This is a genomic window from Paenibacillus taichungensis (assembly GCF_047302525.1).
Lineage (GTDB): Bacteria > Bacillota > Bacilli > Paenibacillales > Paenibacillaceae > Paenibacillus > Paenibacillus taichungensis_B.
In genome coordinates, this window is the sequence record NZ_CP168020.1 from 5,239,398 (window position 1) to 5,266,025 (window position 26,628).

22 protein-coding genes and 2 tRNA genes are annotated in these 26,628 nt (G+C 46.6%); 5 read left to right on the top strand and 19 right to left on the bottom strand.

What is annotated here, in order from left to right:
* Window positions 1-60: 60 nt before the first annotated feature.
* From lonB to ACDJ58_RS23505, 6 genes are all read right to left on the bottom strand, one after another.
* Window positions 61-1,815: an ATP-dependent protease LonB gene (gene lonB, locus ACDJ58_RS23480; RefSeq protein WP_413373183.1), complete on the bottom strand. Its 1,755-nt coding sequence runs from the start codon at window positions 1,813-1,815 to the stop codon at window positions 61-63.
* Between the two features lie 170 nt (window positions 1,816-1,985).
* The gene (gene ispG, locus ACDJ58_RS23485; RefSeq protein WP_413373185.1) at window positions 1,986-3,083 is read right to left on the bottom strand and encodes a flavodoxin-dependent (E)-4-hydroxy-3-methylbut-2-enyl-diphosphate synthase; all 1,098 of its coding nucleotides are present in this window, start codon (window positions 3,081-3,083) and stop codon (window positions 1,986-1,988) included.
* Window positions 3,084-3,206: 123 nt separating this feature from the next.
* Window positions 3,207-4,460: an ATP-dependent protease ATP-binding subunit ClpX gene (gene clpX, locus ACDJ58_RS23490; protein WP_063566713.1), complete on the bottom strand. Its 1,254-nt coding sequence runs from the start codon at window positions 4,458-4,460 to the stop codon at window positions 3,207-3,209.
* Window positions 4,461-4,472: 12 nt separating this feature from the next.
* Window positions 4,473-5,063, bottom strand: coding sequence for an ATP-dependent Clp endopeptidase proteolytic subunit ClpP (gene clpP / locus ACDJ58_RS23495; RefSeq protein ID WP_024633993.1), 591 nt, complete (start codon window positions 5,061-5,063; stop codon window positions 4,473-4,475).
* Between the two features lie 378 nt (window positions 5,064-5,441).
* Window positions 5,442-6,782: a trigger factor gene (tig, locus tag ACDJ58_RS23500; RefSeq protein ID WP_413373186.1), complete on the bottom strand. Its 1,341-nt coding sequence runs from the start codon at window positions 6,780-6,782 to the stop codon at window positions 5,442-5,444.
* Between the two features lie 135 nt (window positions 6,783-6,917).
* Entirely contained in the window at window positions 6,918-7,760 is an 843-nt protein-coding gene (locus ACDJ58_RS23505) for a hypothetical protein (protein ID WP_413379800.1), read from the bottom strand.
* Between the two features lie 326 nt (window positions 7,761-8,086).
* Between ACDJ58_RS23505 and ACDJ58_RS23510 the strand changes: the two genes are divergently transcribed.
* Together ACDJ58_RS23510 and ACDJ58_RS23515 are read left to right on the top strand one after the other, a co-directional pair.
* Window positions 8,087-8,160 (top strand) — tRNA-Arg (locus tag ACDJ58_RS23510).
* A 290-nt stretch (window positions 8,161-8,450) separates the two neighbouring features.
* Window positions 8,451-9,683 carry a CynX/NimT family MFS transporter gene (locus ACDJ58_RS23515; RefSeq protein ID WP_413373187.1) on the top strand — a complete coding sequence of 411 codons (1,233 nt, stop codon included), beginning with the start codon at window positions 8,451-8,453 and terminating at the stop codon, window positions 9,681-9,683.
* Between the two features lie 237 nt (window positions 9,684-9,920).
* Here ACDJ58_RS23515 and ACDJ58_RS23520 read toward each other — a convergent pair whose 3' ends face one another.
* From ACDJ58_RS23520 to ACDJ58_RS23530, 3 genes are all read right to left on the bottom strand, one after another.
* Window positions 9,921-13,910 (bottom strand): S8 family serine peptidase, encoded by a 3,990-nt coding sequence (locus tag ACDJ58_RS23520; protein ID WP_413373188.1) that lies wholly within the window; start codon window positions 13,908-13,910, stop codon window positions 9,921-9,923.
* A 382-nt stretch (window positions 13,911-14,292) separates the two neighbouring features.
* Entirely contained in the window at window positions 14,293-15,087 is a 795-nt protein-coding gene (locus ACDJ58_RS23525; protein WP_413373189.1) for a class I SAM-dependent methyltransferase, read from the bottom strand.
* 164 nt (window positions 15,088-15,251) lie between these two features.
* A complete protein-coding gene (locus ACDJ58_RS23530; protein ID WP_413373191.1) occupies window positions 15,252-15,401 on the bottom strand; it encodes a RidA family protein in 150 nt (49 codons plus the stop codon).
* Between the two features lie 87 nt (window positions 15,402-15,488).
* Here ACDJ58_RS23530 and ACDJ58_RS23535 point away from each other — a divergent pair, with 87 nt between their 5' ends.
* Window positions 15,489-16,382 carry a methyl-accepting chemotaxis protein gene (locus ACDJ58_RS23535; RefSeq protein ID WP_413373192.1) on the top strand — a complete coding sequence of 298 codons (894 nt, stop codon included), beginning with the start codon at window positions 15,489-15,491 and terminating at the stop codon, window positions 16,380-16,382.
* Between the two features lie 186 nt (window positions 16,383-16,568).
* On the opposite strand, the gene ACDJ58_RS23540 is transcribed toward ACDJ58_RS23535, so the two are convergent.
* Window positions 16,569-16,642, bottom strand: a tRNA-Arg gene (locus ACDJ58_RS23540).
* 282 nt (window positions 16,643-16,924) lie between these two features.
* Between ACDJ58_RS23540 and ACDJ58_RS23545 the strand changes: the two genes are divergently transcribed.
* Window positions 16,925-17,218, top strand: coding sequence for a DUF4870 domain-containing protein (locus ACDJ58_RS23545; RefSeq protein ID WP_053783120.1), 294 nt, complete (start codon window positions 16,925-16,927; stop codon window positions 17,216-17,218).
* 78 nt (window positions 17,219-17,296) lie between these two features.
* Here ACDJ58_RS23545 and ACDJ58_RS23550 read toward each other — a convergent pair whose 3' ends face one another.
* The 3 genes from ACDJ58_RS23550 to ACDJ58_RS23560 all read right to left on the bottom strand — a co-directional run bounded on the left by ACDJ58_RS23550 (window position 17,297) and on the right by ACDJ58_RS23560 (window position 18,198).
* Window positions 17,297-17,425, bottom strand: coding sequence for a hypothetical protein (locus ACDJ58_RS23550; protein WP_256336669.1), 129 nt, complete (start codon window positions 17,423-17,425; stop codon window positions 17,297-17,299).
* Window positions 17,426-17,516: 91 nt separating this feature from the next.
* A complete protein-coding gene (locus tag ACDJ58_RS23555) occupies window positions 17,517-17,873 on the bottom strand; it encodes a hypothetical protein (RefSeq protein WP_413373193.1) in 357 nt (118 codons plus the stop codon).
* A 25-nt stretch (window positions 17,874-17,898) separates the two neighbouring features.
* Window positions 17,899-18,198 (bottom strand): hypothetical protein, encoded by a 300-nt coding sequence (locus ACDJ58_RS23560; protein WP_413373195.1) that lies wholly within the window; start codon window positions 18,196-18,198, stop codon window positions 17,899-17,901.
* A gap of 194 nt (window positions 18,199-18,392) precedes the next feature.
* Here ACDJ58_RS23560 and asnB point away from each other — a divergent pair, with 194 nt between their 5' ends.
* Window positions 18,393-20,237 (top strand): asparagine synthase (glutamine-hydrolyzing), encoded by a 1,845-nt coding sequence (asnB, locus tag ACDJ58_RS23565; protein ID WP_413373196.1) that lies wholly within the window; start codon window positions 18,393-18,395, stop codon window positions 20,235-20,237.
* A gap of 107 nt (window positions 20,238-20,344) precedes the next feature.
* Here the strand turns inward: asnB and ACDJ58_RS23570 are convergent, their stop codons facing one another.
* The 6 genes from ACDJ58_RS23570 to ACDJ58_RS23595 form a co-directional block, all read right to left on the bottom strand.
* Entirely contained in the window at window positions 20,345-21,208 is an 864-nt protein-coding gene (locus tag ACDJ58_RS23570; protein ID WP_413373197.1) for an STM4011 family radical SAM protein, read from the bottom strand.
* Window positions 21,205-22,602, bottom strand: a complete 1,398-nt coding sequence (locus ACDJ58_RS23575; protein WP_413373199.1) for an STM4012 family radical SAM protein — start codon at window positions 22,600-22,602, stop codon at window positions 21,205-21,207. The genes ACDJ58_RS23570 and ACDJ58_RS23575 overlap by 4 nt, the downstream gene beginning before the upstream one ends.
* A 53-nt stretch (window positions 22,603-22,655) precedes the next feature.
* Entirely contained in the window at window positions 22,656-23,441 is a 786-nt protein-coding gene (locus tag ACDJ58_RS23580) for an STM4013/SEN3800 family hydrolase (RefSeq protein WP_413373200.1), read from the bottom strand.
* Complete coding sequence (locus tag ACDJ58_RS23585) at window positions 23,434-24,780, bottom strand: STM4014 family protein (protein ID WP_413373201.1); 1,347 nt, start codon at window positions 24,778-24,780, stop codon at window positions 23,434-23,436. Before ACDJ58_RS23585 ends, ACDJ58_RS23580 begins: the two co-directional genes overlap by 8 nt.
* A 12-nt stretch (window positions 24,781-24,792) precedes the next feature.
* Window positions 24,793-25,635, bottom strand: a complete 843-nt coding sequence (locus ACDJ58_RS23590; protein WP_413373202.1) for an STM4015 family protein — start codon at window positions 25,633-25,635, stop codon at window positions 24,793-24,795.
* A gap of 368 nt (window positions 25,636-26,003) precedes the next feature.
* Window positions 26,004-26,627 (bottom strand): XTP/dITP diphosphatase, encoded by a 624-nt coding sequence (locus tag ACDJ58_RS23595; protein ID WP_413373203.1) that lies wholly within the window; start codon window positions 26,625-26,627, stop codon window positions 26,004-26,006.
* Window position 26,628 lies beyond the last annotated feature (1 nt).

Below are 26,628 nucleotides of genomic sequence, written 5' to 3' on the forward strand. Positions count from 1 at the left end.
GGTTGTAGTCATTCATTATTCTATCAAATGTTCACATAAAAAACCAATGAAGGGAAGTGCTTAGCAGCTTCCCGAATCTGTAACCTGTCCTGGACGAGGCAAGTCAGCACGTAAATAGGATGCGGATGCCGGTGGGAAAATCTCCGGTGCAGGTGTCGCTGTCTCCTCCGCAAGGTTGATTTGTTTTGCTTGCTCCTCATTAGGCACCCAGTCAAATACTTCTCGGAATACGTCTTCAACCGTATCGACCGGGACAACACGTAAGCCATCCAGATTTTCAAAGATGGACTGCCAGTTCTCTGCCGGAATAATGACCGTCTTTGCACCAGCCTGGAATGCAGCCTCCACTTTGGCGAGTACACCACCGATCGGTTTTACCCGGCCATGGATACTTATCTCGCCAGTCATCGCTGTCTCATGATCAATCGGACGCCCCTGGATGGCTGATGTAATGGCGGTGGCCATAGCAATCCCGGCAGACGGACCATCAATTGGCGTTCCACCTGGGAAGTTGACGTGTAAATCATAGTCATTAGGACGAATGCCCATGGCCTTTAATACGGTTAACACATTTTCAACCGAGCCTTTAGCCATGCTTTTTCGCCGGAGTGTACGCGAACCGCCTCCAATCTCTTCTTCATCCACAACTCCCGTGATGTTAATTCGTCCCTGATCTCGAAGAGCCGGAACTGCGGATACTTCGATCTCCAGAATGGTGCCCATATTCGGTCCATATACGGCCAAGCCATTCACAAAACCGATCTGTGGCCGCAAAGGCACCTTGCGATCTGGCCGGGGCTGAATCTGGCTGCTGCCAGCGACCCATTCCACATCCGACGCCTGCAGCGTTTCACGTTTTTCGGTCAAGGCCAGCCCAGCAGCCAGCTGAATGATATTGACCGCTTCACGGCCATTGGTTGCATACCGCTTGACCACATCAACTGCATCTGGACATGGACTGAATCCGATTTTCTGTACGGCATCTTCCGCAATTTGCCCGATCTCTTCGGGCAGCAATGGACGGAAAAAGACCTCCATACACCGCGAGCGCAAGGCTGGAGGCAGTTCATGGGGCGATCGAGTCGTCGCTCCTACAAGACGAAAATCGGCTGGCAGACCATTTTGAAAAATATCGTGGATATAAGCAGGAGTATGCGTGTCTTCCGAGTTATAGTACGCACTTTCCAAAAAGACCTTGCGGTCCTCCAATACTTTCAGCAGTTTATTCATCTGAATGGAATGCAGTTCACCGATCTCATCAATAAAAAGCATCCCCCCATGCGCTTTCGTAATGGCACCGGGTTTCGGCTGAGGAATGCCTGCTACGCCCATCGCTCCTGCTCCCTGATAGATCGGATCATGCACTGAACCAATCAAAGGGTCAGCAATACCCCGTTCATCAAAACGCGCCGTCGTGGCGTCGAGTTCCGTGAATTTGGCATCGGCCTTGAAGGGAGATGACGGATTCTTTTTGGCTTCTTCCAAAACCACCCTTGCAGCAGCTGTTTTCCCGACCCCTGGAGGCCCATATATAATGACATGCTGTGGATTTGCACTGCATAGCGCGGCTTTAAGGGCGCGGAGTCCGTCTTTTTGCCCTACAATATCATTAATGGTTGCCGGACGTGTCTTCTCTGCCAGAGGCTTGGTGAGTGAAATGGAGCGCAACTTCCGCAGCTTCTCCAGTTCCTTGCGGGATTCACGCTCCACCGCACTGCGATTTGTTTTCTGTCCACGAAGCAAATTCCAGAAATACAAACCGATCACCACACCAAAAAATAACTGAATCATCATTATGACCATACCAAATTCCATGTCTCAACATCCTCCTGTTCTATCCCTTTTCTCATATGAGATCATGCTAATACTTGGTAGTATAGCCTTTTCACCGAGACGTAAACGGGTGATCAGGAAATTGTATGTTTGAGAACAAAAAACAGCCCGTCATTGCTGACGGACTGTTACAAAACGATTATATAAATCAATCAGTGCGAGCGGCCAGGAATAACTCCTGTCGTTTCATAGGACTCCACGATTTTGTCGATCTCTTTTTTCAATTCCTCAACCATGATTTCTTCCGGCACTTTACGAATCATTTTACCATGACGGAATAACAAGCCTTCTCCGCGTGCACCGGCAATACCGATATCCGCTTCCTTTGCTTCACCCGGACCGTTAACGGCACAACCCAGCACTGATACTTTGATCGGCACCTTGAGCTTGGAGATATACTCTTCCACTTCATTCGCAATGGAGAACAGATCGATATCCAAACGACCACAGGTCGGGCAGGAAATCAGCGTAGCTGCATTGGAAATCAGACCAAAGGTTTTGAGCAAGTCACGAGCAACCTTGATTTCTTCGACCGGATCAGCACTAAGCGATATCCGCATCGTCGAACCGATGCCCATCGATAACAAGGCACCCATACCTGCAGAACTTTTAATCGTACCTGAGAACAACGTACCCGCCTCGGTAATGCCCAGATGCAATGGATACTTGATGATCTCAGCCGCTTTGGAATAAGCTGCAATCGCCATCGGTACATCCGATGCTTTGAGAGACACAATAATATCATGGAAATCCAATTCTTCCAGAATACCAATGTGATAAAGTGCACTTTCTACCATAGCCTCAGCTGTTGGATAACCATATTTTTCGAGCAAATGGTTTTCCAGAGAACCAGCGTTTACTCCGATCCGAATTGGAATACCTTTCTCTTTACAAGCTTTGACGACTTCCTCTACTTTGGCACGTTTACCGATATTGCCGGGATTAATCCGTACTTTATCGATGCCGTTCTCAATCGCAAGGAGAGCCAGTTTATAATTAAAATGGATATCCGCTACGAGCGGAATATTGATCCGTTTCTTGATTTCCTTGATGGCTGCGGCAGCTTCCTCATTGTTCACCGTTACACGCACCAATTGGCAGCCTGCTTCTTCCAAACGCAAAATCTCTGCCACGGTTGCCTCAACGTCTGCCGTTTTCGTTGTACACATGCTCTGGATGATGACCTCGTTGCTGCCACCAATCGTTAAGTTCCCCACTTTTACGGGTCGTGTATCTTGTCTTAAAAACATGAGTGATTTCTCTCCCCACAACGTCAAAGCTCCACCCTGACAGAGACATGAATTCGCCTTCTGCCAGGAGTGGAGAACTGACAAGTCTATATTTCAGTGTTGAAACGGAATATTCGCCTTTAGTTAGGCACTTTCTTCCTGCTTGTCGTCCTTGGATTGGCTCAGTTCAGGCACGACTCTCTTCTCAACGACCTCTTCGGTAATGACACAGTTCGTAACATCATCACGGGAAGGCACTTCGTACATAATCTCAAGCATAATGCCCTCGATGATCGCGCGCAGTCCACGTGCACCTGTGTTACGTTTAATGGCTTCCTTGGCAATCGCCAGTAATGCTCCTGGTTCGAACACCAGATTCACATTATCCAGTTCAAGCAATTTTTGGTATTGTTTGGTCAGCGCATTTTTTGGTTCGGACAGAATCCGTACCAATGTATCTTCGTCCAGCGGCTCCAAAGTGGAGATGACTGGCAAACGGCCTACAAACTCCGGAATCAGACCAAATTTCAACAAGTCTTCCGGCAATACCATACCCAGATATTCACCTGGTTTTAGATCTTTTTGTTCCGCAACGGTGTTAAAGCCAATGACTTTTTTACCGATCCGGCGTTTGATCATTTGCTCGAGACCATCGAAGGCACCGCCGCAAATGAACAAGATGTTGGTGGTATCAATCTGGATGAATTCCTGATGTGGATGCTTACGACCACCTTGTGGTGGTACAGAAGCTACAGTTCCTTCCAGGATTTTCAAGAGCGCTTGTTGAACACCTTCACCCGATACATCACGTGTAATGGATGGGTTCTCGGATTTACGCGCTACTTTATCAATTTCATCGATATAAATAATGCCGCGCTCTGCTTTTTCCACATCATAATCAGCAGCTTGAATCAGCTTGAGCAGAATGTTCTCTACATCTTCGCCGACATAACCTGCTTCCGTCAATGAAGTTGCATCAGCAATAGCAAAAGGAACATTAAGGATTTTGGCCATGGTTTGCGCAAGCAACGTTTTACCAGAACCCGTAGGTCCTAACAGCAAAATATTACTTTTTTGCAATTCAACATCCTCAATCTTACTTTGTGTGTTGATCCGTTTATAGTGATTGTAAACCGCTACAGACAAAGATTTCTTCGCCTGATCCTGACCAATGACGTACTGGTCAAGAATGTCGCGGATTTCTTTCGGTTTTGGAATATCTTTGAGGTCCAGTTCTTCGTCATGACCGAGCTCTTCCTCTACGATTTCAGTGCACAGTTCGATACATTCATCACAAATGTAAACGCCCGGTCCAGCGACCAGCTTGCGCACCTGTTCCTGAGATTTACCGCAAAAAGAGCATTTCAACTGCCCTTTCTCATCGTTAAATTTAAACATGAAACCACCCCTTTAGGAATTGATCGGTCTGCTGAGCACCTGGTCAATAATGCCGTACGTTTTGGCTTCTTCAGCACTCATGAAAAAGTCACGGTCTGTGTCCCGCTCGATTTTCTCAAGGGGTTGACCTGTACGATCGACGTATATTTGATTCAGTTTCTGACGTGTTTTAATAATCCATTCTGCGTGAATTTTGATATCCGCAGCCTGTCCTTGAACGCCGCCAAGCGGCTGATGAATCATCACTTCGCTGTTAGTCAGCGCATATCGTTTGCCAGGAGCTCCGGCTGTCAGCAATAACGAGCCCATGCTTGCTGCCATACCTACGCAAATGGTCGATACATCCGGCTTGATATATTGCATCGTATCGTATATACCCATCCCTGCGGTGACAGAACCACCAGGTGAATTAATGTACAAACTTATATCCTTCTCAGGATCGTCGGCTGCCAAAAACAAAAGCTGCGCTATGACAAGATTGGCTACATCGTCATCAATCGCACTGGTTAAAAAGATAATGCGATCCTTCAGCAAACGCGAATATATATCGTAAGACCGCTCGCCTCGATTGGTTTGTTCAACAACCATTGGCACCAGACTCATGAGACCAACCTCTTTTCTACATGTAATTAGACATAGGCTACCTGTAAAGCAAACCCAAATTCATTCTAACACGTTCCTGTGACAATGTCATTTTTCACAAGTGGTGTCAAGACGGAGTAAGTTTACTTTTTTGCCTGATCATATTTAACCATGTTTTCTATGTATGTGCAAATCGGAGCAATCCTATGCCGTTTCACCTTTTTTTTTATTTGCAGGAGAACCATAGGACCTTGAATATGCATAACCAATGCCACAACGAAATCCATCCATATTATTACTGAATCCTCTATAAAATGGATGCCATAATTTAAAAATAAGGCACGCAATGATTCACGTGCCTTATCGTTTATTCAGCTGTTCATTACGTAACAGCTTGTCTTATTTTTCGTCAGCTTCTGCAGCAACTTCTTCAGCTGGAGCTTCAACAGCTTCAACGACTTTGCTGTTCTCAACGAGAACATCGATCGTTTTACGCAGTTTCACTTCATCACGAAGGCTGTCCAGGGAACCATTACCCTCGAGAATGCCACGAATCTCTTCAGCAGGACGCTTGTAAGACTCAGCCATTTTTTCGAGTTCTTGGTTAACTTCTTCGTCAGACACTTCGATGTTTTCCGCTTTACCAACTGCTTCAAGAACCAAGTTGTTGCGAACACGTTTGGAAGCATCTTCCTGCATTTGTCCTCTCAGGTCAGCTTGTGTTTGACCGGAGAAGCTCAGGAACATTTCTAGGTTCATACCTTGGTTGCGCAGACGGTTGTCGAAATCACGCATCATGTTTTGTACTTCGCTGTCAACCATTGCAGAAGGAATATCCACTTCAGCATTTTCAGCCACTTTTTCTACAACAGCATTTTCTTGAGCTGCTTTGGCTTCATCTGCTTTGCGGGATTCCAATTGCGTTTTCAAATCAGCTTTGTACTCTTCAAGCGTATCGAATTCGCTAACATCTTTTGCAAACTCGTCATCCAGTTCAGGAAGTTGTTTACGTTTGAGTTCATGTACTTTCACTTTGAATACCGCTTTTTTGCCAGCCAGTTCAGCTGCATGGTAGCTCTCTGGGAAAGTTACTTCAACGTCTTTGAAGTCGCCTGTGGACAGACCCACAACCTGCTCTTCAAATCCTGGGATGAATGTGTTGGAACCAAGTTCCAGGGAATAACCCTCAGCTTGTCCACCTTCGAACGGTACACCATCAACGGAACCGTCAAAGTCGATTACAGCAACGTCGCCGTTTTGTGCGGAACCTTCGTCGATAACAACGAGTTCTGCGTGACGTTGTTGAAGACGCTCGAGCTCTTCAGTCACTTCTACATCCGTTACTTCATGTTTGGCTACAGCAACTTCAACGCCTTTGTAGTCACCCAGTGTAACTTCAGGTTTAACTGTTACTTTCGCTTTGAACTTGAATACTTGTCCTTTAGCGAATTGCTCGACATCTACGTCAGGACGATCAACCGGGAAGATATCCGTTTGGTCGATTGCTTCTGTGTAAGCTTCAGGAAGCAAAATGTCAATTGCTTCTTGATACAGGCTTTCTACACCGAAACGAGCTTCAAAGATCGAACGTGGAACTTTACCTTTACGGAATCCAGGTACGTTTGCTTGTTTAACTACTTTATTAAAAGCTTTGTCGAGTGCTGCAGTTACACGATCTGCACCCACTTCAACCTCAAGAACCCCAAGGTTCTTCTCTATCTTTTCCCAAGTTGCTTTCATTGTATACTTTCCCCTCCAAAATTCGCATGTTCACGTAGGCAATCACGTACAAAATAACCATTTTAGTATAAACAAGATTAGATTCTTTTTCAAGGGGAATCCCTTGATACGGTTTGAGGAAAACGTTTCCGGCTCCTATTGACCGTCCAAACCGGCAGAAACAAACTGCTTCATAGATCGATATGCTTGCTCCAGGCGAAAGCGCATCGCCCCTGTCACAGCATACATTGAACGAGTATCTTCCTCGTCATGCGAACCGCCCAGACTGTCTGCAACGGTCATATGTAGAGCAGCTGCCCATATATCTGTCATGGAATCATTTTCTTCCAGCATGGACATATAATCACGGGTTCCGTATACGGCCATGACATATTGAATCCACAGTTCTTGTGCAAAATAAAAGAGTGTAGGTTCATGAACCTCCGTCTGATCTGCCACCCTTTCAAGAATCTGAACGATCTGAATCGGGAAATCCTCAGGTCTAAGCGGAACTGTATCAATCTCCACTTCAACCGGCTCTTCCCCACGAGTAAACGCAATAATGCCTTGGACACCTCGGCGATGTAATGTCTGAAGCACACGGAACTGAAGTAAAGGATGCAGCGTCTTGTCTTTGAGCCAACCAGTAAGCGAATCATCAATTTCTGGCCGATCGAGATACGCAAGCTGCTCCAGCGCCAGCATCGTTTGTTCAGATAAAGGTTCCTCCATCACGGTACGAAGAAGTTTATCCGCATAGCCGTCATCCTGCTCAAGCTTGGATCGGGCATGTTGGCGTGCCATGTCCTCTTCACTAATTTCCTCTTCCTCACGCTCTTCACGAATCTCGGGTAAATCTTCCCCGTAATGAGGGAAAGCAGCTTCAAGCCATTCGAGCAAGGCTCGCCATTCGTCGTAATGCCGTTCTTCCTGCCCTTGGCATTGCAGCAAAAAGCGAAGCAGTTCCATCGCTTCACCATATCGTTCATTTTCTAGCATAACCGTCAATTGAATCTGGTAATAGTCCAGCGTCTTAGGAAATAGCACAATATTGTTACTGTGCTCGGTTTCCGGGGTCGTGGATTCCTTAATAGGAGCACCTCCTCTGTATCCTGAATCTCCAGTCGCAATCAACCATAAATAGATGTATATTTAAACGAAAGTCGATCTATTTTTTGAGTTCTTCTGATATTCTAACATAACCTTAATTATAATGAAAAAAACGTTACTGCCGCCAAATATCATATACGAAAAATATATTAAAATAAAATGTTTGATATTCATCATTATTTATGATAAAATCAATTTTGCTTGAAAAAATTCATGTCTCAGTAGCTCAGCTGGATAGAGCAACGCCCTTCTAAGGCGTCGGTCGGGGGTTCGAATCCCTCCTGGGACGTATTAAAGAAAAGCTTCCTTCGGGAGGCTTTTCTTGCGTTCTGGGGATGAGAACCCCAATGGTTCGTCAGAGCATAAGCTTCGGTAGGAATACTTCGCAGTCTCGACTGCAAGGAGAGTATCCCTCCTGGGACGTAATGAAGGAAAGCTTCCTTCGGGAAGCTTTTTTTGCGTTCTGGGGATGATTGAATACGTTAATCGCCTGATGTTGACACGGGATGTTATGCTTGTTTATGTATATGTATGTATCAAAGTATACATATTAGACAAATAAACTATAGGAGATTTACCATGCCATCATCTTTACATCAAAACTCACCTGACCGCTCTGCAGTCGATAATTCATCGTCAGCATCCATGAAACTTGGACTCTTGCTGGCAGGCATTATTGTTATCGCAGCAACAATGCGTTCACCTATTACGGCAACAGGTCCAATTGTGGAACTGATCCGTACAGATACAGGAATAAGTCATACATTGGCAGGCTTGCTTACCTCTCTTCCATTACTTGCCTTCGCGGCAATCTCTCCGTTCGCTCCACAATTGGCGCGAAGATTCGGACTAGAAACCGCTCTGTTAACTGCCATAATTCTTGTGACCATAGGCGTATCCCTACGGTTTATGCCCTCTGTTCCCGTTCTTTTTGCAGGAACAGCGATCCTTGGATGTGGTATTGCCCTGAGCAACGTATTGCTGCCCAGTCTGATCAAAAGGGATTTCCCATTGCGAGTGGGACTAGTTACCGGCCTCTATTCCGTGTCCATGAATATATGGGGCGCTATCGCCTCAGGAATCAGTGTTCCCGCGGCAGGCTTAACTTCCATGGGTTGGCACGCTTCACTGGGCATGTGGGCTATACTGTCCATTCTAGCCCTGATTCTCTGGCTGCCTCACGTCCGTTCTGGACGTCGCGGCGAAGTTTACGTGGCTTCGAGAACGGAAACGAAGCCGGTTCGTCTTATTACATCTCCCTTAGCCTGGTATGTCACATTGTTCATGGGACTGCAATCTTTAATTTTTTACACTACAATTACCTGGCTGCCAGAGGTTCTATCTGATCAGGGTTTCAGTTCCTCTTCAGCCGGCTGGATGTTGTCCCTGATGCAAATGGTTAGTGTTCCGGTAACGTTCATCGTTCCTATTCTGGCTGGACGAATGAAAGATCAACGTTGGCTGACAGCAATTACAGGTTCATGTCTGATTCTGGGCTATGTATTCCTTTTAAGCGGTATTTCCTCTCTCGTAACCGTCGGTGTTGCTTTGGCTGGCGTTGGAGCCGGGGCTTCGTTCGGACTTGTAACCATGTTTTTTGTACTGCGTACATCCGATGCAAGACAGGCTGTGGGACTTTCGGGTATGGCTCAATCCTTTGGGTATATGCTGGCAGCCGTCGGACCTTTGCTGTTCGGCGTGCTTCATGATTGGACACAAGGATGGACACTTCCATTGCTGGTACAGGTTCTCCTTGCCATTGTATTACTGATCGCAGGTATAAATGCCAGCAAGAATCGAGTGATCGGTTAGATTAATTACGCTCCCCTCATGAGTGACAGGCTAACAAAGCTTGTCCCCTGAGAGGAGCGTTTTCTTATTAACGGACTTTCATGCGAACTATACTCAATTTACAACTAACAGGACAATGAGTAGTTATCCATTCCGCAGCAGAGAAAAAACAAAATAAAACGGCCTCCATCCCGTGAGATCAGGATGAAGACCGCTTATGCGAAAAACAAATGCTTCAATAAATAAGTGCTGAAGAGTTTATTTCACTTTTACCGTGATCTTGTCAGTGCTGGTTACACCAGCTGCATTGAGTAACTCAGCCCGATACGTATACGTGCCCGAAGTGCGTCCAGTCAGCGAAGTAACAGCGCTTTGCGCATTAGGCGTAACCGCATTGAGTGCTTGGGTGTCGATCAACTTATCATTTTCGTAGAGGCGGTACTCAGTGGCATTGGTTCCCCACCACAAGTTCATAGTAACTTTATAATTGCCGTCGCCGTCCCAGTTATCTTGAGAGAGAACTGCTTTGCCTGGCGATGCGTTAGTAACCTTGACTGTCAGTGTCTGACTCCGCGTGGTCCCTTTGTCGTTCGTTAGCTCGGCTACGTACGTATAGGTGCCGTTGGCTTTGCCTGTGATCTTCGTTTGGGCAAACTGTGCCAGAGGCGCATTGTAGGTCAACTTCTGCGTATCAATCAAAACCCCGTCCTCATAAAGCTTGTAGCTGGTGGCGTTCTCGCCCCACCACAGGTTCATGGTAACGATATATGAGCCTTCGCTCAGGCCATTACCAACCCAATTATTATGAGACAACACAGGTGTTCCAGGCGCTTTGACTGCTGGAGTTTCCGGCTCAGTCTCCTTGGATTTCAGACTCAGTGCCGTAGTGGCTTTACCAGAAAGCCCTTGTTGGTCTTTTATCGTAAGTTCAACGGCATATTCACCTGCTTGGATGCCTTCTAAAGGAAGAGTGAAGGTACCATCAGGTTTTACTTCAAATACACCCTCCTTGTAAGTCGAACCATCCTCTTTTTTCAGGACGTATGTTGCTTTCAAGGCAGTCACCGGGTCAAACTCAATGCTCCAGTTCTCTTTAAGTGCAGGAGCGACACGGAAGTATAAATCATCCACGCTGCCGTTAATGACAGCAGATTCATCTTGCTTGAATTCCAAATTTTCTGGTGCTGTTACAACCGGAGCTGCTTTTTTCACCAAAAATGGAGAAGTATCTTCAATATACGTTTTACCATCAACACCGATTGCAGTGATATCAACCGTGTAAAGACCATCTGGAATCGTTGTTACTTCGTCGGTAGTGTAGTCTGCATACTGTCCATCCCAAGCCAGATTATATCTTGTGTTGGCAGCGAAACTATAGTAGTTTCCAAAAATAGATCCAATATATCCATCCCCATAATAGCCCCCATCCGGGTTAAGGCCATCGAAGATCTCAATAAGGGCAAAATTCATGGGATTGTAGAATTCCATAGCTACATTGAGTGTATCCTGCGTACCATCAGACTTCAATGGATAATGGAACGGGTTCTTTTCTGTACCTTTCACAGTCTCAATGTATTTAACCCCTGCCAATGTAAGATTGAAATGTGCGACATATGGAACACTAAATGTGTCCGTTCCATTAGACAACTGAAGGTATCCTTGCGCTTCTGTTACCGCAGTAACACCTTTTGGAACTGTAATAGTAACCTGTAACTCTTCCTCACCATTCAGTGTAAAAGAGCTCTTATCCACCGCAACGGATACACCAGGTACCGTACGTGTTGGATTCACGCTTACTGTATAGTTTCCACCGCTGCCATTCAGCGACTCCACTTTGATCGTTTTGCTGACGGTTTTTTCGTCCGTACTCAGGAAGTTTCCAAAATTGACACTACCTGTAACATTAGGTTTCTCGACAGCCACGCCATTCTCTGTGTATTTCGTTACATCCAATACTTTAACAAATGCAGCAGGATCAATCGTTTTCACTGCTTGAATACGTCCTGCACCTTGATCAAACACATCGTATTTGGTCGTGTCGAGCACTTTACCATTGTTCATGAGTGCTACTTTAATATCAAATGGTGTCCAGTCACTGTGCTTCTCAATCAACAGGGCAACCAGTCCGGCAACATGAGGTGTAGCCATACTTGTACCTGATTTACGATCATAAGCCTGTGAATAATCTGCTCCAGGTTCGTCCTTGCCATAGGCAGGAACAGTAGACAGAATGCTGGTACCCGGTGCAACCACATCCGGTTTGATATCCAGAGTCACCTTGGCTGGTCCGCGGGAACTGGATGCATTCATTTCATCGCCAGCGGTTTGGCCTTTAACGAAGTCACTGAAGCTCACTTCAACGCTTTGACCTGCATCCAGCTCAGCTTTGATACTTTCTCCATCTTCCTTCGACATGCTCAAGGTTGGAATAAGTTCAAAATTATCTCCCAAACTCACACCGATCGGGCCTGGAATATTGTTATATACGATAATAGCAACTGCACCAGCAGCTTTGGCATTGGCTACTTTCTCCACAAATGCCAGCTCACCGCGCTGCACAAAAGCCACTTTGCCTGTAAAATCCTTGCCTTCAAAGTCGGTCGGTTTACCCAACCCTGCAAATACAAGATCATATTGATCCGTCAAAACAGATTCCGGATCTGCTGAAAGGCTCCAGCCCATCACATCCAGGCGGTACACCGACTCAGTTACAGCCAGTGGATTTTGCTCCGCTTCAGTTGGAGCAACCTCAGGCTCTTCTTTCACAGGTGTAACCTCTGGAGATGTTTCGATCGGCGCAGAAGGCGAGGTTGGTTGAACACCCTCTTCTGGTTGGCTGTCTTCCACATCTAGAGCTGTAACATCAGCAGACGCTGATCCAGACAATGCAGCTTCGTTTATTGATGAAGCTTCTTCGCCTGTCGCACCTTCCGATGTGGTTGATGGTTCACCTTGAGCCGGAACTTCAGGAGTTTCCGTTCCCGGTGCTGTTCCCAGTTCAGGAGATGGCTCAACTTCAGGGACAGGTTGTTCTTCAGGAAGCGTACCTTCACCTTCCTCACCAATCCAGAAATGAGTGTTGGCTGCAATGCTTTGGCTTGGTCCTGTGGAGTTACCTACAGTGATTGCCATAGCCGATGCTCCTGGAGAACCTAATGTATAACGATTCGGGCCATCATTACCACTTGCCACAACTGCAGTCACGCCAGACAACATGGCATTATTAAGTGCAACTGAAGTGATATAACTTGGATCATTTGCGGAGTTACCCAACGAGAGATTGATTACGTCCATGCCATCGGCAACGGAACGGTCAATTCCACCCAGCACCCATGAAGTTTGACCACTTCCGTAGGGCCCAAGAACACGATATGCATAAATATCGGCTTCAGGAGCAACCCCAACAATACCGTAATCTCCAGCTTCACGAGCAGCAATGGTACCGGCTACGTGAGTACCGTGGGATGTGTAATAGGCGCTTCCATTGGCATTAAATTCAGGTGCTCCAGATACTTTCCATTCTTCACGTGTTGTTTCATAAGGATCATTGTCATTTGCAACGAAATCCCATCCACCTTTATAAGCGTCTTGCAGATTGGGATGTTCATAGTCAATCCCTGTATCAATGACGCCAACTTTGACGCCTTTTCCTTTGTATCCCAGATTCCATACTTCAGGGGCGCCAATAAATGGTGCGGTATCTTTCATATAAGGATTCACTTCATCTGTTTCCGGGGCTACGGTAATTTCGAGGTCTGGGTATACACTGACAACGCCCGGTATGCGAAGCAATTGCCCCAATTGGTTGCCCTTAAGTTCAATGGCTACACCATTCAGAGCATATGCGTAACTTTCCAATACTTCGTGTTTGATTTTATTCTGAGTGAGGCTATGTACAAATGACTGTTGTTGTTGCTCGACTTGAGTCACAGCCTTTGTTTCCATAGAGGAGGTAAAAGATTTTCCTGAGAGGGTGGATTCGCCTTGCGCAACAGCAACTGGCTTATTGGAGAGCTCAACAATTACTCTTGTTTTCTCTCCCCCAAGACCTTCTAGGCTCTTGTCCAAAAATGGATCTGCTGCAAGCTTTCCTTCCCGCTGGGCAAGAATCTCTCTCCATTGTGTGGCTTCGCCCTTGCTTAACGAGTTCTCAAGCTGAACACCTACAGGAGCGGCTCCGGCCGCTGGCATGATGATAGAAAAAGTCATTAGGATACTTAACAATATGGATATCAATCGTTTATTCAAGGCTATGCCCCTCCTTCTCAATATGAAAGTACCTCACCAATCGCTTGGGTCCTGCTATGACAAGCACTGCAATACCTGTGACAACTCACCGCCCTATCTGCAAGAAGATTGACCCTTGGTAAATTATTCTACTAAAATAGCGCATTCCCCTTCTAAATAATTACAATTATGATATAAAAATTACTTATATGGTTCTTGAGTAAGGGAAAAAAGTGAAAATGTATTTATTTGTCGATTGAATATTTCAATTTTTAAATACGGCATAGGAAAAAAGGCCAAGAGCCTCTTTATTCTGAAAGAGATTCCTAGCCTAATTGTGATCGATGGATTTCATGAAAAAAATTCTATTAATTCATTTAACAAAGATACATCTTTTGATTATTTAACCTCCCGGCTTCAATGCTTCAATTCGAAGACGCTTATAATCGGCATAGATTGCATCTTCTTTCCAGAGCTTCGGCACAACGATTTGACTAGTTTCACGACAGATTTCCTGAATTTGCTCCTGACTCAAACCATCAAAATAGTCCCCTCCAAAATGAGCCAACCAGCCCTCTATACCCTGTTCACCATCCTCCAGTCTGGTAGGACGGTCATAGTGGTAGGCCTGTCGCACCAAAAATCCGCATTGTTCCAGAATATTGCTATATTGCCCGATCGTCGGGAAATACCAAGGATTGCGCTCTGATCCACGAATGCCAGTGTGTCGTTCGAACACTTCCTCTAATGTATCTACAATGATCTGTACATTTCCTTTGCCACCGAACTCCGCCACAAAACGTCCCCCAGGCTTCAAAGACTTCCATATACTATCCACAACAAGTCGAGGACTTCGCATCCAGTGCAGAGCTGCATTGGAAAAGACGGCATCATAGAGCTGGTTCGTCTCAAACTGATGTCCGTCCCCCTCCATGAACGCGATATCGGGAAACTTCTCTCTTGCACGACGAATCATGTCCGGTGATGCATCCATGCCAACTACCTCAGCCTGCGCTGCAGAAATTTCGTACGTCAAATCTCCCGTCCCACAGCCCAAGTCAAGGATGTATTCCCCTTTTTGAGGTTGAAGCCATGAGATTAAACTTTTACCATAACCCGATACAAAAGCCAGTTTGTTGTCATACTCATCTGCTTGCCATTGATTAATCGATTGCATGGATACCACCATCACTTTCATGATTGATATCTTCATTGTGTCACAAGATGGTTTATTAATTAAATATATAAATTCTATACACTTGATAGTTTATACCTATAACATTTTATCTATTTTACATGAGAACCAATCATTCAACCCAAATAAAGGCCTCCATCCAATGGAGACCTTTTAATTTCTCTTATTTATTGTTCAGGTGCGTAGAACGTACCTTCCACTTCGACAATATCATCCTGATTCAGACGATCCACTTCGATAATGCTGCGCGGCGGATAAGGGCCGGAACCCCACAGTTCTTTTTGAATTTGATTTACGATGGGACGATAGCGATACATGTCCGTAACATATACGACGAGACGTGTTGCATCCTGTCTAGAAATCTAAGACAGCTAGTTTCACAGGTAGGATTTAACTCAGAACAGGTGGCTGCAACCTCAGAAGAATTATCAGTAAGCGCTGAACAAACCCGCGCCACGGCCGACTATATTTCAGAGGCAGTACAACATATCGCAGATGGTTCCGAAAAATTGGTCAATAACTCGAATGCCTTTACTCAGTCTACCGAGGAAATTTCCAAAGGTATGAGTCAGGCTGCAACATCGATTCAACATGTCACCCAGTTAACAACAAGTGCCAATGAAAAAGCCAAAGAAGGTACCGAAGTCGTTAATCATGCAGTAACACAAATGAATGTCATTTATGAAAAAGTTAACCATATCGCGAATGTCGTTCATGTATTGGGACAGAAAACGGACGAGATTGGCAATATTATCGGGCTGATTACCGAAATTTCCAGTCAGACGAATCTGCTTGCTCTAAACGCTGCTATTGAAGCAGCACGTGCCGGGGAACATGGCCGAGGATTTGCTGTCGTCGCCGACGAAGTCAGAAAATTGGCTGAACAATCCACACTATCCGCTGAGAAAATTCGCAAACTGGTCTATCAGGTTCGTGAAGAAACGGCGAATGCTATAACATCCATGAACGAAGGAACAGCGGTCGTACAGGAAGGAATATCTCTGGTTTCATTAACTGGGGATGCCTTCAATGACATTGTTCAGTCGATCGATCGTGTCGCTTCCGAATCCATTGATGTCTCTTCCATTGTGGAGCAGGTATTCGCCAGCGCACAAAATATGGTCGACATGGCAGAGAGTGTTGCTGTCATTGCAGAGCAATCCGCTGGAAATACCCAAAATGTAGCGGCTTCGACCGAACAGCAAAGTGCGTCCATGGTAGAAGTATCAGCATCCGCGGACAGCTTGAGTCAAATGGCTCAAGAGCTTCAGGAAGTCATCGGCAAGTTCAAGGTATAATCAAAAAACAGATTAAATAAAAAAAGTTCCCTGCGGGGAGCTTTTTTTGATGTCTGGAGGATGTTCCACTCTTTGTCGGATACAGTCTAGACTGCGAAGTATTCCTACCGGAGCTTATCCTCCGACGAACCTTGGGGTTCTCATCCCTTGTACGCAAAAAAGCTTCCCGAAGGAAGCTTTTTCTTACGTCCCAGGAGGGATTCGAACCCCCGACCGACGGCTTAGAAGGCCGTTGCTCTATCCGGCTGAGCTACTGAGACAAATATGTATAATAAAAATACCGCGCGATTCCTATTATACTCTCATTTCTATATTTTTCAATAGTTTTATAAAAAAATTAATAATTGCATCGTTCCACATGACTTGAACGTATTATTTTCATACTCAACACAGGTACAGAATATGAATGCTTTAAGCAGGCAATATTGAGGATATTAAGCCCAGGTGCATTTAAAATAGGCAGACATATTCAGGATGAGACTTGCTGGGTAATCATTTGGATACATACATTCTACTGAACCAAATAAAGGAGAGAAACCGCTATGAGACAACTTTTATCAGCATTATCCTATTTTAGTATTTTCTTCGCCCCGTTCTTGTTTCCCATCATTATTTGGATTGTGGCCAAGGACAACTATATTGAGGGACATGCGAAACGGGCCTTATTCTCGCATATCTTCCCGTTTCTTGCGGCAATCCCGCTACTTTATTTCTTCGTTACCGCCCACAGTCTGGGTTCCGCTGTCGGATTTGTAATACTGTTCTTTGTCATTTATGCCTTAAGTTTTGTGTACAATATCGTCAAAGGTATTCAAGTGCTGCGTGAATATGCCTAACCACAAGCTCCACAACCAAGTTAAAATAAACATTCAAAAACCCGCCTTTCGAAAGAAGGGCGGGTTTCTGCATTCCGGTTACTTGTTTCCCTGACGCCACGGATTTCTCTGGGCAGGACGCTTGCTGTTAATGGCGAGCACTTCCTCGGCAAACTCGGTATGATGCGCATAAAGGTTCCCTTTGTTTTTCTTGAACTTGGAAGCCATTGCTATCACCTCCCCGGAACTTGCATATAGTATGGCTCCGGGTAATTTCGCTTATCCTTTGCAGCTATCGGCATTTGTTGGAATGACCACCTTAACCTTGCCCCAGCAAATAGCGTTGAAGCGTCGGTCCCAGTAATCCAAAAGAAAGTAACTCACTCTGAAATCGGGCTTTATCTTCCCCTGCTGTAATGCCTTCACTGTTCTCAAACGCCGTTTCCGTGGCATCTTCAAACGCTGTGTGCATATTGTTATTGTACCAATCCAGGACTGCATCCGAATGATTGCGTACAATTCGAACGACTTCAAGCGAGTTCCCCGGCTGGGAAGCCGCAACGTATACAAGCAAAGACGGATCCCCTGCATTTCCAGGTTGTACCTCAACTTCTGCACAAGACAATCCATCCACTTCGGTTAATCTGCGTATTTTGGCATCCTGAATGGCATACATTTGTTATCGCGCTCCTTTGTCCATTTCATGTACTTTGTTCGATCTGGTATCGGGTCTCTGGTGTTCCCAAGCGATAAATCTCCCGATACACCTGCTGTAACACAGCTTCATATGCACGGTTTACAGACTCCTCCGGCGTATCGGGCCAAGGGAATACCATTCCTGGAAAGGCCTCTTCCTCTTTTTCCTGCATCAGATTAAGCAGTCCCAGTAAATGTTCCGCCTCCTGAGGCGTCGCCTGGATCACCCATTCATACGACGTTACGTGCGGGTCCGGAATAACGGAGCGCCCCATGACAGATACATAATAGGTCATACTGTCCATTTGCAAGTTCTCTCCTTTACAGGCTTGTTGAGGCCGTTGTCCCTAGATATAGTTTCCGAAGAGGACAGACATTTTATGCCTGCTTTCGGCATATATTTGTTACGACTTCTGACGAAAAAGACAACATTTGCTGGCTGTTAGGACTCAAGCAGCCATACGGATGAATGACTCGACTAAGAAAGGATGAACAAACCATGTGCGGTATAACCGGCTTCATACAGTGGAATCGGGATTTGACCCAGGAATCAGAGCTGCTGGTCCGGATGACGGACAGCTTGTCGAACCGGGGGCCCGACGCTTCAGGTACATGGATCTCCAATCCTTGTGCGTTCGGACATCGGCGTCTCAGCGTTATGGACCCGGAGAACGGGGCACAGCCCATGCATGCGTTACAGGGAGACACCTCCTATACCGTCGTGTATAACGGAGAACTATACAATGCACCCGAATTGAAAAAGGAATTGCTTCAGCGCGGACACCATTTCCGCACACAATGTGATACGGAAGTGCTGCTCGCCTCTTATATTGAGTGGGGACCGGCCTGCGTTGACCGGTTTAACGGAATTTTTGCTTTTGCCATATGGGATGGCGGACGCGAACAGGTTTTTATCGCCCGTGATCGGCTAGGCGTCAAACCCCTGTTCTACAGTCATGCAAAGGATGCACTCGTATTTGGCTCAGAACCCAAAGCACTGCTCATCCACCCGGATGTTGAAGCTGCGGTTGGCCCTGAAGGTTTGGCAGAAGTATTTATTGTCGGTCCTGCCCGGACACCTGGACACGGCGTATACTCCTCCCTTAACGAGCTCAAACCTGCGCATGCGCTTATCTACAACCGAAACGGTATTAAAACCTATGCTTACTGGAAGCTGGAAAGTCAGAATCACGAACATAATCTGGATGAGACAGCTGCCGAAGTACGCAGACTGTTACAGGATACATTAGAACGCCAATTGGCTTCGGACGTTCCGGTCTGCTCCCTTTTGTCGGGGGGATTGGATTCAAGTGCTCTATCTGCGTTAGCGGTGGATTATTATAACCGTACAGGTCAAGGTCAGGTCAGCACGTATTCTGTCGACTATGTGGATAATGCAAAGCATTTTCAGGCCCATTCCTTCCAGCCTGGTGCAGATGGACCCTGGATTCAGCGTATGGTAGATGAACTGAAGACAGATCATCACTGGATTGAGATTGAAAACGGAGAACTGGTTCATGCACTAACCCAGGCGATGCTTGTGCGTGATTTGCCAGGTATGGCGGATGTAGATTCCTCTCTCTATCTATTCTGTAAAGAAATCAAAAAAGGAGCCACCGTTGCCATTTCAGGCGAAGCAGCGGATGAAATATTTGGCGGTTATCCTTGGTTCCATCGGGAAGAGATGCTGAACTCCGGTACATTCCCATGGTCTGTTGCGCCTGATATGCGAGCAGGATTGTTATCCCCGGACATTCGGGAATGGATCAGGCCACTCGACTATCTCGCGGACCGCTACTCGGATGCTGTGGCTGAAGTACCTTTACTCGATGGGGAGACCGGTAAAGCAGCCCAAATGCGAGTAATGTCCTATCTGAACATCACCCGCTTCATGCCCACACTACTGGATCGGAAAGATCGGATGAGTATGGGAGCTGGGCTTGAGGTTCGGGTACCTTACTGTGATCACCGTTTGATTCAATATGTGTTTAACGTGCCTTGGGACATGAAAATGACAGGCGGACGGGAAAAAGGCATTCTGCGTAAAGCGTTGGAAGGTGTACTGCCTGACGATGTGTTGTACCGGAAAAAGAGTCCATATCCGAAAACACATAACCCGCAGTATCTTGCTGCCGTTAAACAGCAGGTGCTTGATATTCTGGATGACGCAAGCTCACCGATCTTGCCATTAATCGACAAAGCTCAAATTCGCAAATTGGCCTCCTCACCGGATGCTTCATCGAACCTACCATGGTTTGGACAGTTAATGTCGGGTCCACAGTTGTTTGCTTATCTGACACAGATCAACTCGTGGTTGCGTACGTACAAAGTGGCCATTCGATAAATAATGCTATCTTTTCATTCGTAAAAGGGGTGCCGATGAACAGCATATTAGCTGTTCATCAGGCACCCCTTTGTGATACTCGACTAAATGTACTTGCTGACCGATATCTATCGATTAATTAGAACCGGATTACGTTCAAGCAACCCATTGCCAAAAATATCTCTGAACGGTGAATCCTCCATATGAATATAACCGATGTAACAGCCACACTTCTTCATGCCACACGGCCGATCCGCTGCTAAAGCCTCCAAACCATCGCGGTATAGATGCCCAATAATACGACGATCCTTGTAACACCTTTTTACATGCCCTGACCCTTGCACATAAAATACCTCCGAACCAGCGGAACAGCGCTTGCCCAGACTCTCATAATCCCGCAGGTTCCCTTCAAACAGTGGATCAACGGATCGTAAAAAGTCGACCTCTTCCAAGCTGTAATATTTGGGTCGATCTTTAAATGCATTGATCCACATATACACGTCATCGGGTAAAGCCTGCCTCATCGATTCAATAGCGGGGAATGCACTGCGCAATCCAACCGTCCCCACACTGAAAGCAAGTCCCATCTCACGTAAAGTCAAACATTGTTTGACGAAGGAAGACTCCTTCGTCTCACGCGGGTGATAGGTTGCCCAGAATGCCGCTTTATCCCGGTTCAATTCGCGGGCCCAGTCCAGTTTGAAGGACAAATTGGTCTGGACTGCAATTTTGTCCACATGTGGCATATGAGATAGCTCAATCATCGCTTCACGATACCAACGTCGAACCAGAGCTTCTCCATACGGGTTAAAGAAAATCGAAAATTGATGACCAGCACTCTCCTGATCCCCCACCCACTTCACAAATTGACGCAGTTGCTGTTCATCCACTTCCAGCGTCTCCTTGGAATCTACCGTTTTACTAAACGGACAGTATGGACAGTCGTAATTACAGGACGACAGCTTCCCCCGATAATACAAGGTTGCTCTCATGAGAACACATACCCTTCCATTTGTTCACGAACCTCAGCGGAGATGAGCCAATCTCCAATGGCATCCGAGTAGCCCAATCCCTCTTCTGTCAGACGCAGCACCTGATTACCCTTATCGTCCTGCTTAAGCTCAGCCATGCCCTCAGACAACAGTTCACTCAACCATCCGTAGTCTGACAGGACTTCCGTTCCGAATCGCTGATCATAATCCGACAGCGCCAAGCCTTCCCGATGCAGCAGAGCTTTCAGAATAAAGCGGCGCTTCTGCTCCTCCCGGCTGAGTACAATGCCGTAATCAGCCACATCATAACGCTCGGTTGCCACATAATCGGCGATGATGCTTTGTGTAGCCTTATAACTAACACCATACTTGGAAGCATAATGAACTTCACTCGTATAAGAGCGTGCACCGCATCCTAGACCAACCATGCCTTCTTCCTGACAGCTGTAAGGTAGAAGCTCTTTGCTTCCAGAAGAAGGTTGTTCTTTGGCAAATCTGCGCATGGAATACTGCACATAGCCCCGGCTTTTTAAAGTCTCACGCGCAGCCTTATACAGCTCCATCCGAATATCCGGTCCCTGACGCTGAATATCATCCGGTTTCACAATGGTATTCTCTCGGGTGTACAGTGGGTAAATGAAAATCTCACCCGGTTCATATGAAAGGACACGTTCCAGCGAATACAGCCATGATTCCACCGTTTGTCCCGGCAGACCATAGATCAGATCCAGATTCAACAGAGGGAATTCATACCGTGTAAGCTTCTCAAGTGCGAGTTCCACTTCCTGTGGTTTCTGCGGACGGTAAATGGCTGAGGCTTCGGCTTCGATAAAGCTTTGGATGCCCATGCTTACTCGGTCCACGCTCCGCTCCTTCATGATGGCCAATTTGGCCTCCGTCACGGTATCCGGTGACGTTTCTACTGAGATCGAAGCTTGCGTCGGATCGAGCCCCATCACCTGTTCCGCAATATCGAACAAGCGGTTCAACTGAATTTCATTTAATAATGTGGGCGTCCCACCACCGATGGCAAACCTCGAATAGGGTCTCCGTGATGTAATTGGCGCCCACTGCTTGGCTTGCCGTTCCAGCGCATCCACATAACGCACATGGGTGTCATCACGACGATCCGGTAACGTGAACAGGTTGCAAAACCCGCAACGAGCGGCACAAAACGGAATGTGCATATATAAGAAATACGTATCGGTATTCTCACGTTCCCACAATGGACCAAGCGGTAGCGGCGGGTTTAATTCCCGATATGCGGTCTTGTGGGGATACGAATATAAATAAGAGCGATAGGGGGAAGCAAGCACTTCTCTGAGACCTGTAGCTGTATTGGATCCGGACTGTGCGGAATGACCTGCTGTCGTATGTTGAGATTGATCGTCCATCGGTTTCCTCCCTATATCCAGTTTGTAGTTGTTGATGATATGAATCAATTGTTCTATAAAATAAATTCACGGTAAGGCACATTCCAGACAACATCATGCGCCAACCTGTGCCCCTGATAGCCATCCTCACCATACGCCGTGCCATGATCGGAAAAAGCTAGACAAAACGTAGGCCTTGAACGCTGCCTCATTGCATCAAACAATGGCCCCAGGGCCTCGTCCACATACCGAAGCGCTGCACGTTGTGTTTCTACCGAATCCTCTCTCGCACCCTCCACAAAATAGCGATTTGGCCCATGGATGGCAGACACATTCAGGAACAAAAACAGCTTCTCATCTGGTGCGCTTTGCTCCAGCAGCTTCAAGGCATGCTGAACCTGATGCTCGGTCGATTTGGGGTTGGTTACCCCAAAATTCATCCGCCAGTAACTCTGTTGAAAATAACCCGGTAGCACTTTGGCGAGCGGATTTTTCTTGGTGAAGAAAATGACCCCGCCAATACAAATCGTACGATATCCTTCAGCCGCAAAACCGGATACGATATCTGGTGTGTCGAACAGCCAGGTATGCGGATGAGTCTTTAATCCAGTATTCCGGGAATGAAAAAGCCGTACGTGTGAGGTTTTGTCCGTATTGGCAGGTGTAGGCATGAAGCCACCAAAAAAAGCATGATGTGCCGCATATGTAAAGCTTCCAGGGGTATGACGCTGCTCCCAGGAACCCGAACCGCACAGGTTGGGGCAATTCTGTTCCTCCAGCTTGGCCACATCATACCTTAATGTGTCCAGCGTAATCATTAATAGATCATGGGAGCCTACGATGGTGTTCATATCAGTCATGGTTGTAAGGCTCCTTTCGCAAAAGTTCCATTTCCCATTCATAGGTTCCAAGTCCGTTATGCTGCACTCTGTACAACAAATCTCCGAACGGATTCACATCCAGAATATAGGCACGCGGCTCAGTACCTCCACTGAGCATCACATCAATACCGGCTGACCATGAGTTGGGGAAGGCAGCCATTGCTGCTTTCGCTGCCGTCTGAACTCCCTCCATCTGCTGTTCATCCAGCCCCGCTTCTGCGGGCAGCAACCGCTCATTGCGCAAATGCAGATTGGTGATCGGTGTCTGACTAAGCCGTACGATGGCATGACCTGCTTGTCCACCTGCCACAAGCTGGCGAATATCAAACACGCTTGAACCCAGGGACGCTTTTGCCATCCAACGTTCAATCTGGGCACCTTCAGCACACAACCAATCCATGAGTGCCGAAATCTCCGAAGTATGTGTATACCTGCGCATCCGGCCTTCATTATAAAAAATGAGATTTCCCTGAATCTGTTCCATTCCCACTGTGGTTATGGCGATTTCAGCACCCGTTCGCGGATTAATTTGATAGGCAACAACGCCTGAAGCCCCGGAGCCACACGCAAGTTTCACGAAAACGCGATTCATACCGGCTGTTGTCATCGCTGTACGCAGGTCTACATAATTGCGGATCGGCTCCGAAGATTGGAGTGTTGAGGGAACGTGAACGCCATGGGCAGATAGATGCTGCTGGCATTTCCTTTTATCAAACATGATCGCAATGTCATCGGGATCATTCATGAACCGGGCATTAGGCCAATATTCCAAGGCTTCATAGCGAACTCGTTCCAAACAGGCCTTCCAGCCACGAAACCATTGGTTGGGCGCGTAGATCCGCCCCCACTCCTGTTCAAGAGTAAGTGTCTGTTCTGCCGGAATTATTCCCGCAGAAAGGCCATCGATTAACGGAGATACATCAGTCACAGCTCCAAGAAAGAGAAGTTCACGCTCTACTTCCCACTCCTCACCAGGTGCATCAATCCGAATAAGAGGTATCCTTTTCACTCCGTTAACTGAACCATGATTCGCATATGACATCGACGCTGGTGAAGATATCCACGGCTCTCGCTGCATGTGCGTAATCCCTCGCCCTACCAGACATTGCTGTACGGCATCCGCCATGGTTCCGCCCCGTCTCCAAGTCTTTAGCAAACGGGCATAAGGCAGCACAAGTGCAGGTTGTAAGTCAATACGCTGTCTTGCCTCCTGTAATCCAAGGGTACGGCGATTATTCGGGTTTCCAATTAACAATAACGGCTGCTCCAGATCCGAATCCTTAACTGGGCGTTGCAAATTTCCTTCCATTTCCGTCATGCCTGACATCATTTATTCCGTTAACGACGGGTAACGCCAGTCATCTTCATCATTCTGTTGTTGCTCGCTAACATCTACAGATATACCGGAACGTTTCCAGCGAATGAGCATTTCGTCCGTCATGTAGTGGTAACTAAGATTGAGATGTTTAAGTTTTTTGATCTTGTCACTGGCAAACAGCGCCTCTGCCCCTTCATCAGACAACGTGCCCTCTGACAGATCCAGGATTTCTAGTTGATCCAGAATTCGAGCCTCAGCTGCAGCTTTCGCAATCTCATCCTGAATTTCACTATCTTTCAGACCCAGGTATACGAGCTTTGGAAATAAGCCCTGTTCCAAAAGTGGAAGTACATCTTGCAGTGAACCGTCGAATCCATAATCCTCCACACCCAGATACAGCTCAAGCTTACGCAATTCAGGCAACTTAGCCCGGGCAATTGAAGCTAACACACTTTTGGGAAGACCACCGCAAATAATGATCAATTCTTCAAGTTTGGCATGCTCGATTGGTTCCAGACTTAGTCCACTGCTGCCCTTCACTGAGAATGACTTCAATTCAGGAAAAGCAGCCAATAGTGGTGTGAGATCCGTCTGAATAATCCATGATACTTCGCATTCTTCAAAGCCCATATCTCCGATGAACAGTTTCTTCAAAGACGGAAAGCTTGGAGCCAGTTCGATGAGTGTGCCCATAAATTCATCCGGCGAATTTTCATAAGCCTGTCCCCAGTCTCCAATAATCAGACTCTCCAGCGAACCAGCCTCCGGTTTGGCAGCCAGTTCCCTAATCAACGTTTCCATACGAATACCGTTCTCATAATCATCATAAGACACCGTAAGCTTCACTTCTTGCATAAGCAAATCCCCTCCGTTTGAGTTCATTGATGATTCGTTAACTTGAATGTTAACCCATACTGTACAAGACTTGCAACTTCTTCCAACCCCGGTCCTAATGCTCTGCTCAAACGTGAAATCTTCGTATTTTCTATATAGGAATAAGAACGTATGTTCCTATATTTTCACTGAAAAAAGCGGGATTTATTTTGGGTCCCACGTACTAGCTTTATTAAAATCGGCTCCACTCAATAAAAATAAAAAAACGTTAATGGTCGGTGAAGCATTCCACAGGAATGATTCTTACCTTCCACTAACGCTTTGATATTTAATCAAGGCAATAATTCACCTTATACATTCATAATCATATGAGCCGATTCGTTTGGATCTCAGCCTTTCAGACTGGATACGAGCGCTCTCAGGGCATGGCCCCGGTGACTGATCGCCTGCTTTTGCTCCAGCGTAAGCTCGGCCATCGTCATCTCGTATTCAGGCACGTAGAAGAGTGGGTCGTATCCAAAACCGCCACCACCGGCTGCCTCAGCTGTGATCCAGCCTTCCACCATGCCTTCTGATTCATACTTGTCTCCGGTTGCCGGGTCATACAACACAAGTGCACAAACGAAACTTGCTGGACTCAACAGCGGTTGCTCCGTATCCTCACCGGATTTGAGCGATTCCAGCGCCTCAAGCAGTTTGGCATTGTTCTTCGCATCGGTTGCACCCTCGCCTGCATATCTCGCAGAATACACTCCCGGGTCACCGTCCAGCAGATCCACGCACAATCCCGAATCGTCAGCCAGGACAGGCAAACCAAGAGCATCGCCCACCGCTTTAGCTTTCTTCCAGGCATTCTCTGCAAAGGTTAATCCATCCTCAACGACATCCGGCAGCTCCGGATAGTCGAACATGCTTTTGACCTCTTTGCCCAGTGGAGCGAATGCATGAGCGAATTCACGTACTTTCCCTGCATTACGGGTTGCGACAATGATAATTGGGCTATCCAGACTCATT